The organism is Cupriavidus sp. 21MJTG02-4, assembly GCF_057798975.1.
The window spans coordinates 32,047-52,133 of the sequence record NZ_JBYOJP010000018.1 but is presented as its reverse complement, the minus strand read 5'-3'; the positions used below and the strand labels follow the sequence as shown (position 1 = coordinate 52,133).

At 59.4% G+C, this 20,087-nt stretch carries 15 protein-coding genes and 2 pseudogenes; 14 read left to right on the top strand and 3 right to left on the bottom strand.

Going from position 1 to position 20,087, the window contains the following annotated elements; all coding sequences use genetic code 11:
• Positions 1-66: 66 nt before the first annotated feature.
• Positions 67-858, top strand: coding sequence for a GntR family transcriptional regulator (locus AC3FKH_RS28050; RefSeq protein ID WP_488678969.1), 792 nt, complete (start codon positions 67-69; stop codon positions 856-858).
• Between the two features lie 614 nt (positions 859-1,472).
• The gene (locus AC3FKH_RS28045; RefSeq protein ID WP_488678968.1) at positions 1,473-1,763 is read left to right on the top strand and encodes a hypothetical protein; all 291 of its coding nucleotides are present in this window, start codon (positions 1,473-1,475) and stop codon (positions 1,761-1,763) included.
• A gap of 98 nt (positions 1,764-1,861) precedes the next feature.
• Here the strand turns inward: AC3FKH_RS28045 and AC3FKH_RS28040 are convergent.
• A pseudogene (locus AC3FKH_RS28040) lies at positions 1,862-2,023 on the bottom strand (hypothetical protein); the annotation flags it as partial.
• An 825-nt stretch (positions 2,024-2,848) separates the two neighbouring features.
• On the opposite strand from AC3FKH_RS28040, the gene AC3FKH_RS28035 reads away from it, so the two are divergent.
• The 4 genes from AC3FKH_RS28035 (at position 2,849) to AC3FKH_RS28020 (ending at position 7,782) form a co-directional block, all read left to right on the top strand.
• Positions 2,849-3,472: a hypothetical protein gene (locus AC3FKH_RS28035; RefSeq protein ID WP_488678967.1), complete on the top strand. Its 624-nt coding sequence runs from the start codon at positions 2,849-2,851 to the stop codon at positions 3,470-3,472.
• Positions 3,469-5,433, top strand: a complete 1,965-nt coding sequence (locus tag AC3FKH_RS28030; protein ID WP_488678966.1) for a helix-turn-helix domain-containing protein — start codon at positions 3,469-3,471, stop codon at positions 5,431-5,433. Before AC3FKH_RS28035 ends, AC3FKH_RS28030 begins: the two co-directional genes overlap by 4 nt.
• Entirely contained in the window at positions 5,426-6,418 is a 993-nt protein-coding gene (locus AC3FKH_RS28025) for an ATP-binding protein (protein ID WP_488678965.1), read from the top strand. Before AC3FKH_RS28030 ends, AC3FKH_RS28025 begins: the two co-directional genes overlap by 8 nt.
• 452 nt (positions 6,419-6,870) lie before the next feature.
• On the top strand, positions 6,871-7,782 hold the full coding sequence (locus tag AC3FKH_RS28020) for a hypothetical protein (RefSeq protein WP_488678964.1): 912 nt from the start codon (positions 6,871-6,873) through the stop codon (positions 7,780-7,782).
• Positions 7,783-7,977: 195 nt separating this feature from the next.
• Here the strand turns inward: AC3FKH_RS28020 and AC3FKH_RS28015 are convergent, their stop codons facing one another.
• Positions 7,978-9,648, bottom strand: a complete 1,671-nt coding sequence (locus AC3FKH_RS28015; RefSeq protein WP_488678963.1) for an MFS transporter — start codon at positions 9,646-9,648, stop codon at positions 7,978-7,980.
• 496 nt (positions 9,649-10,144) lie between these two features.
• Here AC3FKH_RS28015 and AC3FKH_RS28010 point away from each other — a divergent pair, with 496 nt between their 5' ends.
• From AC3FKH_RS28010 to AC3FKH_RS27995, 4 genes and pseudogenes are all read left to right on the top strand, one after another.
• Entirely contained in the window at positions 10,145-11,293 is a 1,149-nt protein-coding gene (locus tag AC3FKH_RS28010; protein ID WP_488678962.1) for a CaiB/BaiF CoA transferase family protein, read from the top strand.
• 32 nt (positions 11,294-11,325) lie between these two features.
• Positions 11,326-12,342 carry a Bug family tripartite tricarboxylate transporter substrate binding protein gene (locus AC3FKH_RS28005; RefSeq protein ID WP_488678961.1) on the top strand — a complete coding sequence of 339 codons (1,017 nt, stop codon included), beginning with the start codon at positions 11,326-11,328 and terminating at the stop codon, positions 12,340-12,342.
• Between the two features lie 2 nt (positions 12,343-12,344).
• Positions 12,345-12,509 (top strand): annotated as a pseudogene (locus tag AC3FKH_RS28000) (CoA transferase); the annotation flags it as partial.
• Between the two features lie 49 nt (positions 12,510-12,558).
• A complete protein-coding gene (locus AC3FKH_RS27995; RefSeq protein ID WP_488678960.1) occupies positions 12,559-12,897 on the top strand; it encodes an SDR family oxidoreductase in 339 nt (112 codons plus the stop codon).
• A gap of 108 nt (positions 12,898-13,005) precedes the next feature.
• Here the strand turns inward: AC3FKH_RS27995 and AC3FKH_RS27990 are convergent, their stop codons facing one another.
• A complete protein-coding gene (locus AC3FKH_RS27990) occupies positions 13,006-14,268 on the bottom strand; it encodes an MFS transporter (protein ID WP_488678959.1) in 1,263 nt (420 codons plus the stop codon).
• A 293-nt stretch (positions 14,269-14,561) separates the two neighbouring features.
• Between AC3FKH_RS27990 and AC3FKH_RS27985 the strand changes: the two genes are divergently transcribed.
• The 4 genes from AC3FKH_RS27985 to AC3FKH_RS27970 all read left to right on the top strand — a co-directional run bounded on the left by AC3FKH_RS27985 (position 14,562) and on the right by AC3FKH_RS27970 (position 19,935).
• Positions 14,562-15,482 carry an alpha/beta hydrolase gene (locus AC3FKH_RS27985; RefSeq protein ID WP_488678958.1) on the top strand — a complete coding sequence of 307 codons (921 nt, stop codon included), beginning with the start codon at positions 14,562-14,564 and terminating at the stop codon, positions 15,480-15,482.
• 218 nt (positions 15,483-15,700) lie between these two features.
• Positions 15,701-16,756, top strand: a complete 1,056-nt coding sequence (locus AC3FKH_RS27980; RefSeq protein WP_488678957.1) for a zinc-dependent alcohol dehydrogenase family protein — start codon at positions 15,701-15,703, stop codon at positions 16,754-16,756.
• Positions 16,757-16,821: 65 nt separating this feature from the next.
• Positions 16,822-18,282 carry an aldehyde dehydrogenase gene (locus tag AC3FKH_RS27975; RefSeq protein WP_488678956.1) on the top strand — a complete coding sequence of 487 codons (1,461 nt, stop codon included), beginning with the start codon at positions 16,822-16,824 and terminating at the stop codon, positions 18,280-18,282.
• Between the two features lie 711 nt (positions 18,283-18,993).
• The gene (locus tag AC3FKH_RS27970) at positions 18,994-19,935 is read left to right on the top strand and encodes a LysR family transcriptional regulator (protein WP_488678955.1); all 942 of its coding nucleotides are present in this window, start codon (positions 18,994-18,996) and stop codon (positions 19,933-19,935) included.
• The last annotated feature ends 152 nt before the right edge of the window (positions 19,936-20,087 follow it).

Genomic DNA, 20,087 nt, shown 5'->3' with positions numbered 1-20,087 from the left:
GGGGAGGGTGCGGCACCGGCATCGTAAAATGCGCGCATCCTCCGACTTTCCGCACCACTTGCCGCCATGACCGCGACACTGAAGGACAGCAAGCCCAGGGCCGATGTGCCGGGCACCCCCACGCGATATGCCGAGCTCGCCAGCACGCTGATGAAGGACATCGTGGAAGGGCGCCGGGTGGTAGGCAGCCTGCTGCCGACTGAGCATGAACTGGCCGAGCAGCACGGCGTGAGCCGCCACACGGTGCGGGCCTCGCTGCGCATGCTGCAGGACCTGGGCTATATCTCGCGCAAGAAGGCGGTCGGCACCATTGTCGAAAGCGCCAACCCGAACGCAGCCTACACACAGTCATTCGGCACGGCCGAGGACCTGGTGCGCGTGGCAGCCACCGAGGTTCGCGCGATCGAAGACGTGCGCGACATCACGCTCGACCGCGCCCTGGCACGCCGGCTCGAAGCACCGGTCGGCAGCGCGTGGGTGTTGCTCAGCGGCACCCGCGTCGACCCACGCAAGGACAGCACGCCCGTGGCGCGCGCCGATATCTATATCGACGCGTCGCTGGCGGGCCTGGTCGACGCCATCCGCAGCCACCCCCAGACCCTGGTCAGCGCACTGATCGAGCGCGAACGCGCCATCGCGATTGCCGAGATCCGGCAGGTGGTGACGGCCACGCTGGTCGAGGCGCCGCTGGCGGCGCAGCTGGGCGTGCCGGCCGGATCTGCGGGGCTGCGGTTGATTCGCCACTACAAGGATGGCTCGGGCAAGATCCTGGAAATCACCGACACGACCTATCCGGCCGATCGCGTATCGGTGGCGTTCCAGCTCAAGCGCAGCAGGGGGCCGGCGCTGGAGCTGTAGCGCTACCCGGCCAGGCGCCTGTCGCCATGAAGACCGGCATAGGCATTGGCGGTTTCTAGCGTGCTGATATTGTGCTTGCGCAATGCGGCAACAGACCTTCGGCGGTGGCCTGAATGACCTTGAAGAGGTCAGCTTCGCGCAGACTCATGGTCACCAATCCCTGTTCGTGCATGGCTGCCTCCCGTAGCGCCCGACGAAACTGGGAGCGTACGGGGAGGCAGCCTCAGGTGACATAGTCCTCTAGAACAAAGTTGTCGGGTTAGATTTGGCTTGACTGCTACCGTAGAGGCCCATCCTTGGAATACGCGGTATCTTTTCTCCGGCGATCTATGTGCGGAAACATGACGTGAAAAACTGGGAGCCACGTAAAACTATGGGTAAGAATAGGAAGGCGTATCAGTAGCAAGGGCTGGGGCAGGCGGTGCCGCAAGCAACCGGGGCTGGCTGGCTTCTGGCACCCCGTTGCCCAGCGATGCTCCCGCGGTGTTGTTTGGCAGCAAAATCGAGCAGGACGCGTTTGTTGATCACTCTCATACCGCGCAAAGTGTACGTTGGACCACAGTTCGCAGTACATTGGCAGGCATCTATTGAGGCCACCGATCGGAGGATCCGCCATGTGCTCCCGGGACGTCGAAGCTGCGCTCCTAAGTCGCTGCGCGACCGTTGCACGCGCGTCCACAGGGTCCGCTCTGGACCAGCGCGAGGCCAACGTATTCCGGCTGGCCGCCATGTTGGTGCAATCGAGCTTCCCGAGCGAAGCCGCGCGGCTGATGCAGGCGAGCGAGCACTACTTTGCCGCGCATCCCAGTGAACGACTGCCGGCGCAAGACGTGGTCACCAAAGGCTGGGTGACCAGCTTGCCTCGCCTGCGCGACCGGCTCAGCCACACGTTCCGTTACCAATGAGGCCATACCGCAAAGGAATCGAATTTCATATCAACCGGCGCTGGCCGCCCTTAGCGCAACTCTTGTAGCAACGGCCCTGGTTCTGAAGCGCCAGGCTTCTACGCGCGCATGTACTCAGAGAGCTTCTCGATGATCCGCAGAGGAGTCGGGATTGTGACCCAAGGTTCATTTCTCGCCGTCAACATTCCGGCGCGCAAATGCTGGGCAAAGGATGCGAGTTGTAGGTTCGAGTCCTGTGTCTGCTTCCGGAGGATCACGAACTCGACCGCTCGCTAGGTCAAATGCTGCTTGCCGGGTTGTGCGGGAAACATCGCAAACGCTTCACTCGTTTCGCCTCCTCTTAATGAAGCGGGAAGCAGAATTGACCGGTAGCAGCTTGCGCCACGTTTGTGGTGTGTTGAAGGCTTGGCCAATGACCAAAACGTCGGCGCCGACGTCAAACAATCTCTGTGTGGATGTCCGGGAGCGAATGAGCATCCCGTGTTCGCGAGGGTCGTCAGAACCGAGTCAAGGCTTGCTTTCGGCACAAATACCAAAAGGATCCCGGAAATCCCGGAGACGGGCTGCGCAATTTGCACTCCGACACGAGATACGCCTTATTCATCGCCTTCGGGTGCGTATAGCCTCAGTAAAATCCCACGAAAACGCTTGTGTAGGCGCAAAATAATGCATTTCTATGATTATCGGATAATAAAAAAACGATTATTTCGCGTGCCAGGCGGAAAATCAAGCCCCCCTCCCGTTAAGTAACTTGTAGTTACCTCGGCTGCCTTCCGGCAAATCCGATAGTGCTTGCGTATTTCCGGGGAGGGAGCTATGACGGATGTGATCACGATTCGCTCGTGATCAGGACACAACAAGGCGCGAGATCAGTAACGGCTGATCTCGCGCCGAATTTGAAATCATCCAACCGATGAATGGGAGCATTATCGCCTGAAAAAATCCTGGCCAGTGCCTCTCGCGCGCTTGCCCGAAATTTCCCCAAGTCTGGATTGACTCTGCTTCATTTTTGGCAAAAAGTCAAGGGGATCTGTGTTTGCCGCCGCGTTAGGCCTGGTCTCATCCCTCAAATCTGAGGAGCTGCGATGAAACACGAGGCACATGCGGTAGTTATGCCGCGAACGATCGCTGCGCGGCATTATGTTGATTTGCCTGAACGAGGCTTGCGCAATCTGTACGTTTTTGAGTCTCCCAAGAACGACAAAAGGTTGGCGGTATTTGGCCAAGTTTGCTTCTGGCATCTCATGTTGGCGGAGGGGAATCCCGAGATTTGCCGGTATTGCTTGTGCTCAGATCTTGCCGCCGATGTTTCCGAAGCCGTGGACGTCCATTATGTGGATGAAACCGTTGAGCGCTGGTACTTCAGCCGACGAGCTTTACCCAAGGAAGATCAGTGCCCATATCCCATCATTGTTAAGACCGAAGCACAAATTCGTGCTGCCGGGCTACTCCCGCAAAATTGGCGATTCCTCTGTGCAGCACGTACCCGTGCTCATGGCAAGTACGCAGGCAAAGAACTGTTAGTGCTCAGGGGGCTCTTTGAGAACCGCCATACCGTTGCGCTGAGCGAAATTCTTGCTCAACCAGGCATAGATGCTGCGATTATGCTCGCTGCCGTAGCACATCAACTGGCAGTAGGAGCTTTGCGAACCGAACTCAAGAAGCAATTGTTTTCACGTCGTTCCTTGATCTCGAGGATCGAAAAATGAAAACAGGTGCGAGACGATCCTTGATTCCTGCCGAATTGCAGGATATTGACGCTTGGCCAGATATCGACGTATCTCAACTCGATGAAAATGCACGTCGTGGAGTAGCGCGCAAAAAAGAGGCGATCGCCCTCTACATGGCAGGATATAGTTTCCGGGATATTGCGGCACAAACGATGATTTCGGATGATAATCTACGTCGCATCATCAAGCGTTGCCTCGCCGTAGCCCCGGATAAGCGGAACTTCGGTTTTCGTGCGCTTCATCCAGGACTTCACGTGGTGGCATACACGCGGACTAAACCGGTCGTGCGTAATTTCGTATTGGGCACGAGTTGCTCAAGCGGATTCGCTGGTGCACTCGGGCAGCTGTTTCTCCGGTTTCCCTGGCTGCGTAAGCGAGTCATAAAACAGTTTCTGGGTCAGAATGATGACGGCGAGTATGTCGAGGCCAGGAAGTCAATTGCCAACATCCACAGGGAGTTCCTTGAGGAATTAAAAGGAAAGCTCAAACCGGGCGAGTGGCCATTGAATACGCGCAATCTCGGATACTCTGCGCTGCAGAAGTATTTGCATGCGCTGTTAAAAACCAGACCTACTGCATACATCCGGGAGCGCAGTGGGGAGGATGCCGCGTGGCACTTGAGGATCGGGAAAGGGCATCCACGCTTGATCCAAGCGTGGATGCCCTTTTCGATCTTGGAATTAGATTATGTCCGGCAGGATGCGCCCGGCTACATCGAGTTCGAGGACCGCTATGGCCACCTACATAGATTGCTTGTCGCTCGTTGGTATGTCGGGTTGTTGGTCGACGAGTGCAGTGGGGGCATATGCGGCTATCACGTCGCTTATGAGGCCGAGCCGTCGTCCGATACGGCCCTCCAAACTGTCCTTAGTTCGTTGATGCCGGCAGCACAGGACGACGACGCACCATTGATGCGCGACGTTGTACCCGAACAGGCTTCACTCCTGCCGAACCTGATTCTCCTATACGCCCGCCAGGGGTGTTGCCTACTTAAAGTTGATAATGGATGGGCAAACGCTGCCAATGACTTTGTGAACAATGTCATCGATGTACTTGGTTGCGCTGTCGAGTTCGGCGTTCCACGCGCCTGGTGGCTTCGCCCCTTCATCGAACGACTCAATGGAAAGCTCGCTGAACGGGGCCTCCACCGACTTCGGTGTACCTATGGCAGTGGGCCGCATGACCCGCGGCGGCGCCGCGAGCCAGAGAAGGAGGCAGCACGGTACACGCTGCGTGACAGGGATCTTACGGCTATCCTCGATGCCGTCATCGCAGAACATCACACGGTATTTACGCCGGAAAAATTCTTCCGAAGCACGATTTTCGACACATTGGAAGACTATGCGATTCGGCCGGAACTCGATTGGGTACCACAGCCTTTGCCTAATGCGAGCGAGCCAGAACTACGGCTGCTGATGCATAAGGTGGTGGCCACAGTCCGTGGTTCCGTGAAGAAGGGGGTGCGCCCCTACGTTCAATTTGATCGATGCCGCTATACGAATCAACAACTCTCCTCCGACTTCACGCTAATTGGACAGAAAGTGGAGCTTCAAGTCCACCGCTTGGACATTCGTAAAGCATGGGCCATCGTTCTCAATACGGGAAAGGATCTCGGACAACTAAATCCTGAGGCCCGCTGGGCCGATTGGAAGTATTCAATACTGGCTCGGCGACTCATGAATCGGAAGGCCTTAGCAAGACCGGCCGAACGAGACCCTAAGTTTATTCAAAAAATTATACAGACGCGCCGTCATGAACTCATCGACGAGAAGCCAAAAAGGCGAAGCAAACGCCAAGCCTTGGATCTTGCGAATCTAGAACGCCAGATGGCGTACGACCCCAAAGAGAAAGAAACGACATCAACTGATAAGTATCGCAGCAGGGAACCGCGAGGAGCGTTCGGTATTTTTCGAAACACGAGGAGCGATGACGATGTCTGACACTAATGAAAGTCCATATGAAAGTGCCCCTTACACTCGTTGCTCAGTCGGGGAACACCCGCTTCTGGCGCACGATGTCAATAGTCCGTTGTGGACGCCTCCTATCCGATGCGCATACGACGCATGCAAACTCTGCATTCTGCAGCGTCGAAGCTTCTATCTCTCCGAGGAGACAGGAGAAGGGAAGACATCGCTCTTGCGCGCAATGTGTGAACAGCTGTCTAAGGATTTTGGTAATAATCTTGCCATTGCCTATCATTCGACGGATAACAAACAGGTACCTTCCATTCGAGCATTTTATATGCAATTTCTTTGTTCGTTAGAACATCCGCTACCCAGCGGAGAAACTCCTGCGCTAAAGAAGAGAACTTATGAGCGCATGGAAGTACTGGCAAGTACCTCGACTTGGGGCATTTTGGTGCTGCTGCTGGATGAAGCCCAAGCATTACTTCCCGTAGACTTTGGTTTTGTCAAAGATCTGCAAAATGATCTTGTTAAAAATGGATATTCGCTAGTTGTTGTGACGTGTGGGGATTCAACGTTGCAGGATAATCTAAACAATATGAGAAGGAACGAATTCGGGCGTGCATGTGCCGACCGGTTCGGCCTGCACCGCGTGCGATTGAGAGGGTATGACAAGCGTTCGCTGCATGTATTGTTCCGCGCGATTGACTGCAGAATCTGGCCAGAGGGTTCCGGCTGCACGTGGACTCAGTTTTTCTTCCCTCAAGCATTTTCAGACGGTTTTCGATTCGAAGACCACGTGGAGATTTTCTGGACGGCTTTTTCCAAGGTTGGGTTGATTAGAAGCGTAGTGATCCAGGAATCAGACAAGAAGGAGAGTTGGCTCTTGAGTCGGCGAATTTTTGAGGCTTTGGCGTACTTGGTTGTCCGTGCCACTGATGCAGATTTTATCAAAGGAAAACTCGATGAGTCGCTTTGGTTATCCGCGGCAGCACATGCTGGCGGCCTCGCGTACGATTAAACGGTTAATAATTAACCATGGTAATTAATAATGTAATTGGAGCGATGTCATGGTGGACGGGGGAGCAATGGTGGCCCTTACCATATGAATCAACTTTTTCCATCTTAATGCGATGGGTGGAACTCAACGCATTAAGCGCAACTGACCTTAGAGTCAGGCGAGTCATACGTTACCGGAGTCGAGGGCAGAAATCCTACTTCGAAGAATCCCAGGCATTAGCAAGCTCTTTGATGAAGGCAGGAGTCATAGGTAAACGCCCCGTTGAAGAAGCCGACATGATGACTGGTCGTGCTGAGAGCCTTCTAGATGCGCTCTTCTCGGAACAGCTTCGAATATGTCCGCTCTGTCTAGAAGCTGGATACCACAGCTTTTGGTTCCAATGCGTTGAGCTACCCGTTTGCCCGGTGCACGGGGCACGACTATCATCGGTTTGTCAGAGGTGTGGGGGGGCGTTGGAAAATTTGTTTGATGATTGGCGTTTGGTGCATCCATATCACTGCAAGAACTGTCGTGCATGGATCGCCGGAGGTGAGTTTCAACCGAAATTTTATCTCGAGTTTCGAGACCATGCTGAAGAGCTCCATCGAGGATTCGATGGATTAATGGCGTGGGCAAACACCTTGAACTTGGTACACGCTGATGTGGGATATTCCAAACTTGTTCTGCGAAAGTTCTGGAACGATAATCCATCACTGGCCTACGCACTATGCGCTCGCTTGTCTGTTTTTACTCCAGTTCTTCTCGAGACGGCGAAACGTCGCGTGACGATCCTCAGCTGGAGCCTGCGCCGTAGCCAGCCACCGCTGACTCGAAGAGGAGCCCGGGTCGACGAATTCCGCCAGGTTCATCTCGTCTATCGTGCTACCCTTCGGATGCTTGCACGATGGCTGCAAGCACGCTCGACGCATCCATATAAGGAGCAAGACTGTACGAATGTATGGAGCGATAGTTGGAAACTAATTTGTGATTCACCGGACCCTTATGTCGCATCTCTCCATATCTTGCGCTATCTCTTCGACGAGGGTCCAGCCATGTGCCAATACCGGCTCGATGACGATCTGCAGCACATCTATGCGGCAGAAAAGCTGCGATGGATACTTCATGGAGTTCCCAATTGTCGGCTGTGCATACGGGCTGCAACGCTTGGACTGTATGCAGCGATCTTAAGATACTTCGGTAGTGGACAGCCACTAAAAATTGAGGACTTATTGATGCGGGTCGTTCGCCAACCAACCCTAGTCAACTTGGACGATGATGCGTACAGACAAGGCTTCGTCGCCTTCGAAAGCGTCGGGGATATGCCGTTGAAACCATTCCACCGTGCATTATCGGGTACCCACAACAATCGTTCTTCCCGACTATGACGGAGTGCTGCCTCCGGATGCCGGTTATCGTATGAATGGGCGGCCCACCCCATAGGGGTTTTTATGTGAGCGCCTATTCTCGATACACAGTTCGAGCCGTATCCGGCTATTCGAACCCGTGCTGAACAGAGTAGTTTCACCCGCGTCCCATGTGTGCCGCACTGCATAGCGCCGGCGGTGGCCTCCGCTCGGGGCTCAGGCGTCTGCGGCGATGTCAATATCACGGGTCTCGCGGAAGAAGCACAGGGCAACCAGGGACAGGATCGCCCAGCCAACGGGATACCACAGTCCGGAAAGCATGTTGCCAGTCTGGGCCGCGATGGCGAAAACGAAGGTCGGCAACAGCCCGCCTACCCAGCCGGTAGCGAGGTTATACGGCACTCCCATTGAGGTGTAGCGGATGCGGGTTGGGAACATCTCCACCAGCGCGGGACCGATCGTCATCACAGTCAGGATCGAGCTGGCGAAGAAGAGCGCCAGCAGGAGCAGCACCTTCATTGCGTTAAAGGCCTTCGGATCGCTCTTGCCGGGATAGCTGTACTTTTCCAGCGCCGCGTGCAGCGCCTGCGACAACTGGGCTGATTGTGCCCTTGCCTGATCCGCAGACATGCCGCCCGCATCGTAGGCGTTCAGGATGTCGTCGCCGATCCGGATCCGCGCGGTCGCGCCAGGGGCGGCGTCGATGATCTGGTAACTGGCGCCCGCGCTGGCCAGGGCTTGCTTGACCAAGTCGCAGGACGAGGCGAACTTGCGATTACCCAGAGGATTGAACATCAGCGAGCAGTTCGCTCGGTCCACTTCGATAGAGATAGGCGCCTTGGCCTGTGCGGCGGCAAGGGCCGGATTGGCGTAAGTCACGAGTCCCTTGAACACTGGAAACGCCAGCAGCGCGCTGGCAAGAAAGCCCACTAGCAATACCGGCTTTCGGCCAAATCGGTCACAGGCCCATCCGGCCAGTGGAAACACGGGGACGCAGAGTGCGGTAGCCAGCAGGACCACCGTATTCACCGTGGTGGGATCCACTTTCAGGGACTTGGTGAGGAAGAACGTCGGATAGAGCGCAGCCATGTAGTACATGGACGTCATCCCGGCGCACAACGCGAAGGCGATGACGATGCGGCCGAGATTGGCGCGATCCAGCAAAGCATCGCGCAACGGCGCCTTCGACAGCTTGTTTGCGCTGCGCAGCTTGCGGAACGCAGGCGATTCATCCATGCGAACGCGCAGCAGCAGTGAGACCAGCAGCATCACCGATGCGGCGAGGAACGGCAGGCGCCAGCCCCAATCGTCAAAGCCGTCGCCGGCGATGGTGCGCGATGCCAGGATCACGAGGAACGACAACAGCAGGCCGACGGTTGACGACGCTGTGGTCCATGACATGTTGAGCCCGCGGCGGCGGCCGGGGGAATACTCAGCAACGTAGGTCAGGGCGCCCGTATACTCACCGCCCGCGGACAATCCTTGCAGGATGCGCAGGCAGATCAGCGCAATCGGCGAGATGATGCCCGCCGCGGCATAGGTGGGCAAGCAGCCGACACCGATCGTCGCGCCACCCATCATGCAGATCGTGATCATGAACGTCCGCTTTCGGCCGATCATGTCGCCGATGCGTCCGAACACCAGTGCGCCCAGCGGACGCATCATGAACCCGACCGCGAAAGTCAGCAGCGCAAAGATGAAGGCCGTGGACGGATCCACGCCAGCAAAGAACTTCTCCGCCAGTACCGAGGCCAGCGCGCCGTACAGGGCAAATTCGTACCACTCGAAGATGGTGCCGATCGAAGCGGCCCAGATTGCCCGCGACATTGGGCTGGTTGCGTCGGGCCCGTTGGCGACGGCTGTCTCCGTTCTGGCGGGACTGTTCATGGATATGGCTCCTGGGATTGCGGTATTTCCCGCAATGCGAGGATCGTGCGGCCGCTAGGCGGCCGTCAACGCACGGGGGGAAGCTATTCCGTACTTTGAAACGGCCGCAGGGCACAAGAACTCAATTCCCTGTCCTGAGGATGAAGTATTGGCAGAAAGCGTTGAGCGAGAAATCCCCATGGCGGTAGGGCGCCTTTAATCCAAAGTATGGATTCAGACAGCGGCGCATATTAAAAGCGCCGATAACGACACTTTAGATAAATGGTCACGCGGGGAAACTAAGTTGATAAAGCAACCGGGCGGGTCCGCGAGCGTGCTGCCGCGCCCGAGTGGGCCTAAGGGACCAGGGCACTGCGACTCGCCACTTCAATCCCTCCGAATCGCCGTTTCGAAAAAGGCCAGTTGGCGAGGCGGCGACGCGCCTCTACTCTTCGCGCATGCGTCCGGTCCAAGCGGATGCAATACAACGCATATCAAACCAAGGAGCGTATCAGCAATGCATGATTTGCCTCTCGACGGTGTGGTGGTGGTCGAGCTGAGCGACAGCGCTTCGGCGCCGTTCGCCGGCCAGATCCTGGCAGCGCTCGGCGCAGACGTCTGGAAGATCGAGCGGCCCACGGGCGATTCGGCGCGCGGTTGGGGGCCGAGCAAGTGGAAGGGAAGCGGCGCGGCCTTCCATGCCATCAACCGCGGCAAGCGCTTCATCAGCCTTGACATCAAGGATCCCGGTGACCTTGCCACGCTCCACCAGCTCATCGCGGAACGCGCCGACGTTTTCTTTCATAACCTTCGGCCCGGCTCGGCGGCGCAGTACGGGCTCGATGCCGATAGCCTGCGTGTGACCAAGCCGGAGCTGATTTGCTGCGAGATCGGGGCCTTTGGCCACCAGGGGCCGCTGAATACCGCGCCTGGGTATGACCCGCTGATGCAGGCGTTCGCGGGAATCATGAGCATTACGGGCGAGGAGGGCCAGTCCCCGGTGCGTGCCGGGGTGTCCATTGTCGACTTCGGCACGGGTATGTGGGCCGTCATTGGTGTTCTCGCCGCACTGTTTCGGCGACAACAGAAGCAGGCCGGCGCGACCGTCAACAGCTCGCTGCTGGAGACTGCCATTGCCTGGATGTCGATCGGCGTCGCCAACTACAACGCCGACGGCGAGCCGGGCTCGCGCCATGGATCTGGCGTCGCCTTTATTGTGCCGCATCGCGCCTACCAGACTGCGGACGGTGATCTGATCATCAGTTGTGCGAACGACGCGCTGTTCGCGCGGCTTTGCGAGACGCTGGACCGGCCAGAGTGGGCTGGCGACGAGCGCTTCGCCACGAATGCGGCGCGCCTGCGCAATCGGGCCCTGATCGACGGACTAATCGGCGACCGCCTGCGCGAGTATCCGCGTGTCTACTGGCAGGAGCGGCTGGGCGTGGCCGGACTGCCGTGCGCACCGATCCAGACGACCAAAGAACTGGTGGAGCACCCGCAAACGGAAGCGCTTGGCATTATCGGCAAGCCGTCGGACGATGAGCTCGCTGCCGTCGGCTTGCCGCTGTCGTTCAATGGCAAGCGCCCGCCGCCGCTGTCGGCGGCGCGGGACGTCGGTCACGACAACGCGGATCTTGCGCTCCTGACCAAGCGGTCCAAGTCTTGACGACTAGATGACATATAACAATGGAGAGAGACATGAGTGACGTTCTGAAAGCGACCGGCCGGCGAAGATGGCTGCGCCTGGCCGGCGCTGCCTTGCTCGCGGGCTGCCCGGCGCTTCTGCTGCCAAAGACCGCAGCGGCCGAGCAATGGCCGACCAAGCCGGTGAAGATTGTGATCGCGCTGGCAGCCGGCTCGTCGGGCGATATGCTGGCGCGCATTCTTGCCCAACGGCTGGAGGGCATTTGGAAGCAGCCCGTGATCGTAGAGAACAAGCCCGGGGCGGGCGGCGTGATCGGCACGGAGTATGTCGTGAACGCCACGGACGGCCACACCATCCTGCTCGGCACGCAAAGCTCGATCCTCCCCAAGTTCACCACCAAGAACCTGAAGTTCGACCCGATGGTCGACCTGGTACCCGTGTACAAGGTCATCAACTACCAGCTCGTGGTCGCGGTGAATGCCGAAACCGCGCTCAAGGCGAAAACGATGCGGGATCTGGTCAAGTTGAGCAAAAGCAGTCCTGACGGACTGTTCTTCGGCGGCGCAGGCCCGACGTCGATCTTCGACCTGACGATGGGATTGCTGAACAAATCGTTAGGCATGCGGTACACGAAGCTCGACTTCAACAGCGTTGGCGCCATGAATCTCGCGGTGATACGCAATGACGCACAGTTCATGGTGAACACGCCAAGTTCAATGAAAGCTCAGATGGATGCGGGGAATCTGAAACCGCTCGCCGCGATCAGTACCGAGCGCTATCCGAACCTGCCCGATGTGCCAACGCTGTCCGAGGCTGTGGGCTACAAGGGCTACCTGCCGCTACTGTGGGCCGGGGTCTTCGTGCCGAAATCCACATCGTCCGCTGTGGTTGACCGGATTGCGCGCGATCTCCAGACCTTGTCCGCCGACAAGCAATTCAAGGACACGGTGGAGACGCGGCTGACCGGCACCGTGGTGACATCCTCGCCGGCCGCTTTTTCAAAGCAGCTGACTGAAGAGGTGGGGATCTGGAAGGGTCTTTTCACCGAGATGAATTACCAGCCCGACTAATCATGAACGCCAACCAGAACACTGCCACCGCAGCCAACACGAGCAACTCCGAGCGACCCCTGAGCGGCGTGCGCGTCCTGGCAGTTGAGAATTTTGTTGCCGGACCGTTTGCCTCGATGTGGCTCGCGGACGCCGGTGCCGAGGTCGTCAAGGTGGAGTCGCGTGACGGCGGGGATTTTGCGCGCAGCACCACCCCGGACTTCCGAAGGAGGCAGGGTGCCTACGCCCACCCAGACAGCGGTCGCCACATTCGCTGGCGGGCTGATCAGTGCGAGCAAGGTGCTTGCCAAGGAACTGGCCCGAGACCGGATCCGTGTGAACTGCGTGTGCGTGACAGTGGTACGCGACAGCCCCTCCTGGCAGGCTGCGTTCGAAAAGGAGGGGGGGGTGTCGGAGCGCCACCGCAAACAATACGAGAAGATCATTGCCAGCAGCCCGCTTGGCGTGGCGGCCCCGCAAGACATTGGCCAGGTGGTGGCATTCCTGGCTTCGGATGCGGCGCACTACCTCACGGGGGCGACGCTCAGTCCGACGGGTGGGTTGACCATTCACTGAGGAACGTGGCGACGCCAGGTGGAACGGTAATTCCGGGCCTGGTCCGACAGGTAAACGACAGCACCCGGGATCCATTTCCAGGTGCAAGCCCCGAGCCAAACCTCTGGCTCAATTCTGTTCCTGACCCAGGCCATCCGCGAATGCGACAGACCAACGGCGACGCATCAAACAGCCCAGCGCAGACGTCATGAGCGCGAGTACAAGCAGCGCTGCGCGCACGCCCATGTGGTCGGCCAGCGCGCCGAATGCGGCAGCGCCGCTCGCACCGCCCCCCATTGCGGCCATGAAGAAAACCGCCATTCCCCGTGCGCGAAGACGGTCTGGCAGCGCCAATTGAGCGCTGACGTTCAAGGAATTGCCGATTGCAATCCACCCAGCGCCGCAGATCAACAGGACCGGCGCTGCAACCCACGCGTGCGGAGCTAGTCCAACGCCTGCAATCGCCATGCCGAGCACGAGCGAACCCTCCGTGACGATTCTTTGCGACCCGAAGCGCGCCCGAAGCCGTGGCAGCACCATCACAGCCGTCATGGCCCCGGCGCCCACGCATGCAAGTAGCGTCGTGTAGACCATCGCGCTGCCGACACCATACGCGCGCGCGAGCAGCGGCAGCAATGCCATCAGTGCCGTCACGGTCGTAAAGAGTACCCAGATACGCACGGTTGCGGCGCGCAGGCGGCAACTGCGCCGTGCGTAACGCAGGCCGGCTCGTATCGCCTGCGGGAAACGCACCGTGCGACGCTTGCGCGGCGGCGCTTCATAGTCCCATTTCCAGATCACCAGCGCGGACGTAAGCGAGAGCAGCGCACCGACGATAAACACCGAGGCGCCGCCCCACATTGCCAGGAACAGGCCGGCGACGAGGGGCCCTCCCACGCGTCCTCCGTGCACGGCAAGGCCATGCAACGCCATTGCCTGCGGCAGCTCCGGACGTGACACGACCTCGGGCAGCAAGGCGGAGAACGCTGGCCAGCGCAGTGCGGCACCGACACCTCCGGCGAAGACCAGAGCCAACAGCAAAGGAGTGTTGAGGGTACCTGTATAAGTCGCTACCGCCAGCGCGCTCGTAGTGGCCGCCGTACACAAGAGTGTGATGAGGAACCACATCCGTCTGTCCACCTGATCCGCCAATGCGCCACCGGGAAGCGCTAATAGGAAGGCGGGCAATGCCGTGGCTGTCTGCACCAGTGCGACCAGGGTCTTGCTGTCGGTCAGCGTGGTCATTAACCATGCCGCGGCAACGTCGCACATCCAGACACACACGTTGGCTGCGACCCACACCGACCAGAGCACCGAGAATCGCCGATTGCGCAGCGGTCCCCAGGCGGTGGCAGTAGCGGCATCAGCGGGCTTGCAGGGCGGCGCGGTCATGTGGTTCTTCTCCTATGTATCTTGGATTGCACATCGAAGCCACGCAGCATCGCAATGGCCTGCAAGCATACGTACCGTACTTTGAAAGGCTGTCTGCGGGCGAAGCCTGAGGATCCTCCGGTGGGGTTACCAAGGCGCCTGCGATGCGCTCATCCCGGCCGCGTCAGACGGAGGATTGTTAAGTGATGATTACCACTGTGGTCCGGATGACGTACTTGTTTAGCTTCAGCTGAATGCCTACATTCATTCCTGCGAACTTATCGTTCAACCACATCACCAACGAGGTGACCCGAATGGAAACTATCAAGATTAAGAACCGGTACTGGGATATCGCAGCAGATATCCATTTCCCGCCGGGATTCGACCCGAAGAAGAAGTACCCGGCCATCATCAGCGCGCACCCGATCGGTAGCTGCAAAGAGCAAACCTCCGGTAACGTCTACGGCGAGGCCCTGGCGAAGGAAGGCTTTGTTGTCCTCGCATTCGATGCGAGCTTCCAGGGCGCCAGCGGTGGCGAGCCACGCTACATAGAAGATCCCACCCTGCGTGTCGAGGATTTCCGCGTTGTCGCCGACTATCTGGTGACGCTCGACTACGTCGATGAAGATCGTATCGGCGTGCTGGGCATCTGCGGCGGTGGCGGCTATTCGATCAACGCTGCAATGACCGAACGCCGCATCAAGGCGGTGGGCACCGTCACCGGCGTGAATTACGGCCGGCTCATGCGCGAAGGCTTCAGCGGATATGATCCCGTCGGCGCGCTGGAAGCGATGGCAAAGCAACGCACCGCCGAAGCGCGTGGCGCGCAACTGCGTGTCGACGACCTGCTGCCGTCGTCACCGGAAGAGGCAAAGAAGCGCGGTCTCACGGAAATCGATGTGTTCGAGGCCACGGAGTACTACCGGACACCGCGGGGCCAGAAGCCACACGGCGCCAACCGGTCGCTCTTCTCCCACCAGGGTGCAGCTGTGGGCTGGGATGCGTTCCATCTCGCGGAGGTGCTGCTCACTCAACCGCTGATGGTGGTTGTGGGGGACAAGGTTGGCGCCTTCGGTGCGTATCGGGATGGATGCGAAATCATTGGCCGCGCACGATCCCAAAGAAAGGAACTGGTCGTGGTTGAGGGATGGTCGCACTACGACCTCTATGACAAGCCCGAACCCGTGTCCAAGGCGCTCGCCAGGCTGATTCCGTTCTACAAGGAAAACCTGTAAGCAAGGCAGGCGTGACTCCGGTCGCGCCCGTCTTCAGTAGTTGACGCCACAGCACCAATTGCGACAAGGCGTCGGTGTGAGGGCATTTGCTTCGCGGATATCGAACCGAGACTTCGAAAAGCGCCAATTGCAAGGTGCGTTACGCGCGACTAACTTGCATGGACTAGAAGTGCCGCAGTTTCGACTGTGAGCCACGACAACGACTCGGAGACTATTCAATGCGAGGCATGGTTTTTCAGGGGAACTGCAAGGTTGAGGTGCTCGAATTCGACGATCCCATTCCCGGACCCGGAGAGGCGATCATCGAAATGAAGGCGTCGGGGATGTGCGGAACTGACCTGCATTACTACCGTCACGGCATGGCTGAATCCCTGGCGATGCTTGGGCTAAAAAATCGTCTCGAGTCTGACACGATTATTGGAGGACATGAGCCATGCGGTGTAGTGGCTGCGCTTGGACCGGGCGTAGATCCGAAGACATTCAAGGTCGGCGACCGCGTCATCGTCTTCCACTACGCGGGTTGCGGCCTGTGTGACCATTGCCGGACGAGCTGGACCCAGCTATGCGACCACGGCGCACGCATCTATGGGGTCCTGAGCCATGGTGGACACGCGAACTACATGAAAGTGCCTGTATCGTCGTTGGTGCATCTGCCTCAGGAGGTGTCCTTCAAAGCCGGCGCAGCCGTGGCTTGTGGCACTGGTACGGCCTACGGTGCACTGCAACGCCTTGATATCAGCGCGCGCGATACGGTTGCCGTCTATGGCCTTGGCCCGGTTGGCCTGTCGACGGCACAGCTTGCCGCAGCCATGGGGGTCGAGGTGTTCGGCGTTGATATCCATCCGGATCGCGTCGAGCAGTCGAAGGCGTTTGGCGTTGCGCATGCCATCGATGCGAGCAAGGTGGATCCCGTCGAGGAGATTTACAAGCTTACGGGTGGAAGGGGCGTGTCGTGTGCGGTGGAGTGCGCGGGCGGTGAGGTACCGAGAAGCCAGGCGGTCCGCAGCACAAAGATCTGGGGCCGCGTGGTGCTCGTCTCCGTCGGCGGGAACATGACGCTGGACGTGATGAAGGACCTGATCGGCAAGCAGAGGACCTTGATGGGGTCTTTCACCTTCTCGGAAATCAGCATGAAGGACTGCGCCCATTTCATCGCCGACCGCGGCGTCGAAGTGGACAAGCTCTTCACCAACGAATGGAAGCTCGAGCAGGCCAGTGAGGCCTATGCCGACTTCAATAAGCAATCTGGCGGCAAAAGTGTTTTCGTCTTTTGACGAATTCCGTACCAGGTGCAAGCAAAATCTGAAGCCTGCCGTTGACTACGGCAGCGGGAGTCAACATGACGAATAGGATTATCGAGCTGAAGCATCCGCGCCGGCTGTATATCGGCGGCGAATGGGTGCAGCCCTCCACTTCGGAAACCTTTGACGTGCTCGATTGCTCGACGGAAGAAGTCGTGGCAACGGTGGCGAAGGCTTCGTCCGCGGATATGCAGCATGCCATTTCCGCGGCCAGGCAGGCCTTTGACGAGGGGCCCTGGCCGCGCCTCACGCCCCAGGAGCGGGCGGTCTATCTCGAGAAGTTCGCCGACCGGCTGGAAGCACGGAACGATGATTTTGCCCGCGTGTGGGCGATCGAGACTGGGATTGTTTACAAGATCGCCCAGCCCCGCATCGGGCTGTTCATCAGCGGTGCCTTCCGGCAGTACGCGGCGATGGCATCGACGTTTCCCTTCAGCGAACCGCATCGGTCGGTCACCGGGAACGAAAGCTATCGCGTCTATGAGCCCGTTGGCGTGGTTGGCGAGATCATCCCCTGGAATGGCCCTGCAGGCCTGATGGCCTACAAGACGGCACCAGCGCTGCTAGCCGGCTGCACGCTGGTGATCAAGTCGCCACAGGAGGCGCCATGTTCAGCCTACATGCTGGCGGAGATCTGCGAAGAGATCGGGCTCCCGCCGGGCGTGATCAACGTTGTGACGGCGGACCGGGATGTGTCTGAAGAGCTGGTCCGCCATCCCGGCGTGGACAAGATCACCTTTACCGGATCCACCGCCGCCGGACGTCGGATTGCGTCGATCGCCGGCGATCGGGTGGCACGTGTCACCCTGGAGCTCGGCGGCAAGTCGCCGGCCATCGTCCTCGATGACTACGATATCGAGAGTGCGGCGAATACGCTTGGCAATTCGTACTTTGGATACAACACCGGGCAGATCTGTCACAGCCTGACGCGTGTGATCGTGCCGCGCGCCAAGCACGACCTCATGGTCGAAGCCCTGTCGGCCATCGCGCAGCGGATCGTCCTTGGCGATCCGTTTGCAGCGACGACGACATCGGGGCCGCTGGCCAGTGCGCGGCAGCGTGAGACGGTCGAACGCTTCGTCGCCGGAGGCGTGGCACAGGGAGCTGTGCTTGCTACCGGCGGCAAGCGGCCAGCGCATCTGGAGCGAGGGTTCTTCTTTGAGCCTACCGTCTTCGGCAACGTGGACAACCGGTCGACGATCGCCCAGGAAGAGATCTTTGGCCCGGTCCTGAGCGTCATTCCGGCCGATGACGATGCCAGTGCGATCCGGATGGCAAACGACACGCCTTTTGGCCTGAATGCCGCCGTCTTTACCAACGACCGGGACCGGGCGATGCAGGTGGCGCGGCAAATCAGGTCAGGGACTGTTGGCCACAATGGTCCGCGTACCGACTTCTCGATCGGCTTTGGCGGCTTCAAGCAGTCAGGCATTGGCCGGGAGGGGGGCGTGGAAGGGCTGACGGCTTTCATGGAGTCAAAAACCATCGTCCTGGCCTGACGGGCAGTGGCTGCTGGCGTCCCAAAGTGCAAGGGAACACTCCGAAGCGTCCTGCCGAGTCCCAGCGCTTCGGAGGAGCGCCTCCTGGAATGCGCTTGGCAACGCGCATGGCCGTGCACGCATGCGCACCGCACGTCATCGCCCGCCACTTACGCTGCGGGATGCAGCGCAGCACGGCCGGCCCCTGAGTGCCGGCAATGCGCTCGCGAAGGGGGGTTAACCCTCGTGGCGCCGGTTCGATCCGACGTTCAGACTTTATCTAACGTACGTCAGGTGTATTGCATCCGGGCGCGGATCTGCATCGGGCGGGAATGACATTAATGAACTTTCTCCTGACGCCGGATACGCGCATTCATTTTGGGGCTTCCTTGATGCGATCGGCATTGCCGGCGGCGATCCCGGAGCTGGAACTCTGCTAGCGTGGAGCGCAAGGCCCCGCCGCGAGTAGCCGACGCTACGGCGGTGCCGGGCGGAGAAGGTCTCACAAGACTTTGATTTTGTTTCTGCATGTTGCTCGGTGAGTGGGAGCGGGAGCGGGGCCATGGTCGCCGTGGCAGTTTGCTTGCCGCCCCCCCCCATTGACCGTACCGCATGCATGGCGCTTGCGTGTCGAGTGGGAGCCCAGGCGCCGGCTGGTGGCCACGGCCAGGTCCTCCAGGAGCGGATGACGGCACCTGAGAAAGCCGAGCTGATGAAACCGAACGAAAGCCCATGACCGAATTCAACCGCCTGCACCTGATCCGGCAAGTCGATATCTTCACGCTGCGGCTGTTCCTGTCCGCCGTCGAAGAGCAGCAAATCGGACGCGCGGCGATCCGCGAGAACATCGCTGCTTCGACGGCGACCAAGCGTATCCAGGATCTGGAGGACATCGCCGGCGTCAAGCTGTTGGAACGCGGGCCCAAGGGCGTGGTGCCGAGTCCCGCGGGCGCCGTGCTGGTGCGCTACGCCCGCCAGATCCTGGACAGCATCGAGAACCTGCGCTCCGAGATCTCCGCCTTTACCGAGGGCATGCGCGGCAAGCTCGTGGTGGCGTCGGCGCGCTCCATCATCGTGCCGTTCCTCGCCCGCGAACTGGGCGACTACGCGCGCGACTTCCCGTTGGTGGAACTGGTGGTGAATGAACTCGAGAACATCGCGATTGTCGATGCGGTGTCGCGCGGCGATGCGGACATTGGCGTGTTCGCCATGGCGCATGAACTGGACCTGGGCGGTGTCGACGTGACACCGTACCGCCGCGACCGGCTGGCCGCCGTGGTGCCCCTCACGCATCCGCTCAGCGCGCGCGAGACGGTCAGGTTCGAAGACCTGCTGCCGGAAAGGCTGATTCCGGTGGAATCGATGGTGGGCATGTTCCGCGCCGCGGCGAAACGGCTGGGCGCCGAGTTCGCACCGTCTTTCCACGTGGTCAGCGCAGGCGTTGCCACCAGCCTGGTACAGGCCGGCCTGGGCCTGACCGTGCTGCCGGAGTGCCTGTTCAGCCATGAATTGTTCGACCAGGTCGCCTGCGTGGCCATTGACGAGTCCTGGGCGGTACGCACCACCCACATCGCCACCGCGCGCGGCCGTGTCCTCAGCCCGCCTGCCGCCGCGCTGATGAAGCAACTGCTCGACCGTCCACGCGGAGAGCCGCCGGCATCCGAGCAGGGCTGACCCTTACCGAAAAACCGCGGCGCTGCCTCGGCTTGCCGCCGAGCCACGGGTACCCGCCAGTCACTTCGACTTCACCGAATCGACGCTTCGGAAAAGGCCAGTTGGTTTGCCGGCTGCACACCACTACGCTTCCAACACGCATCGCAGCGACG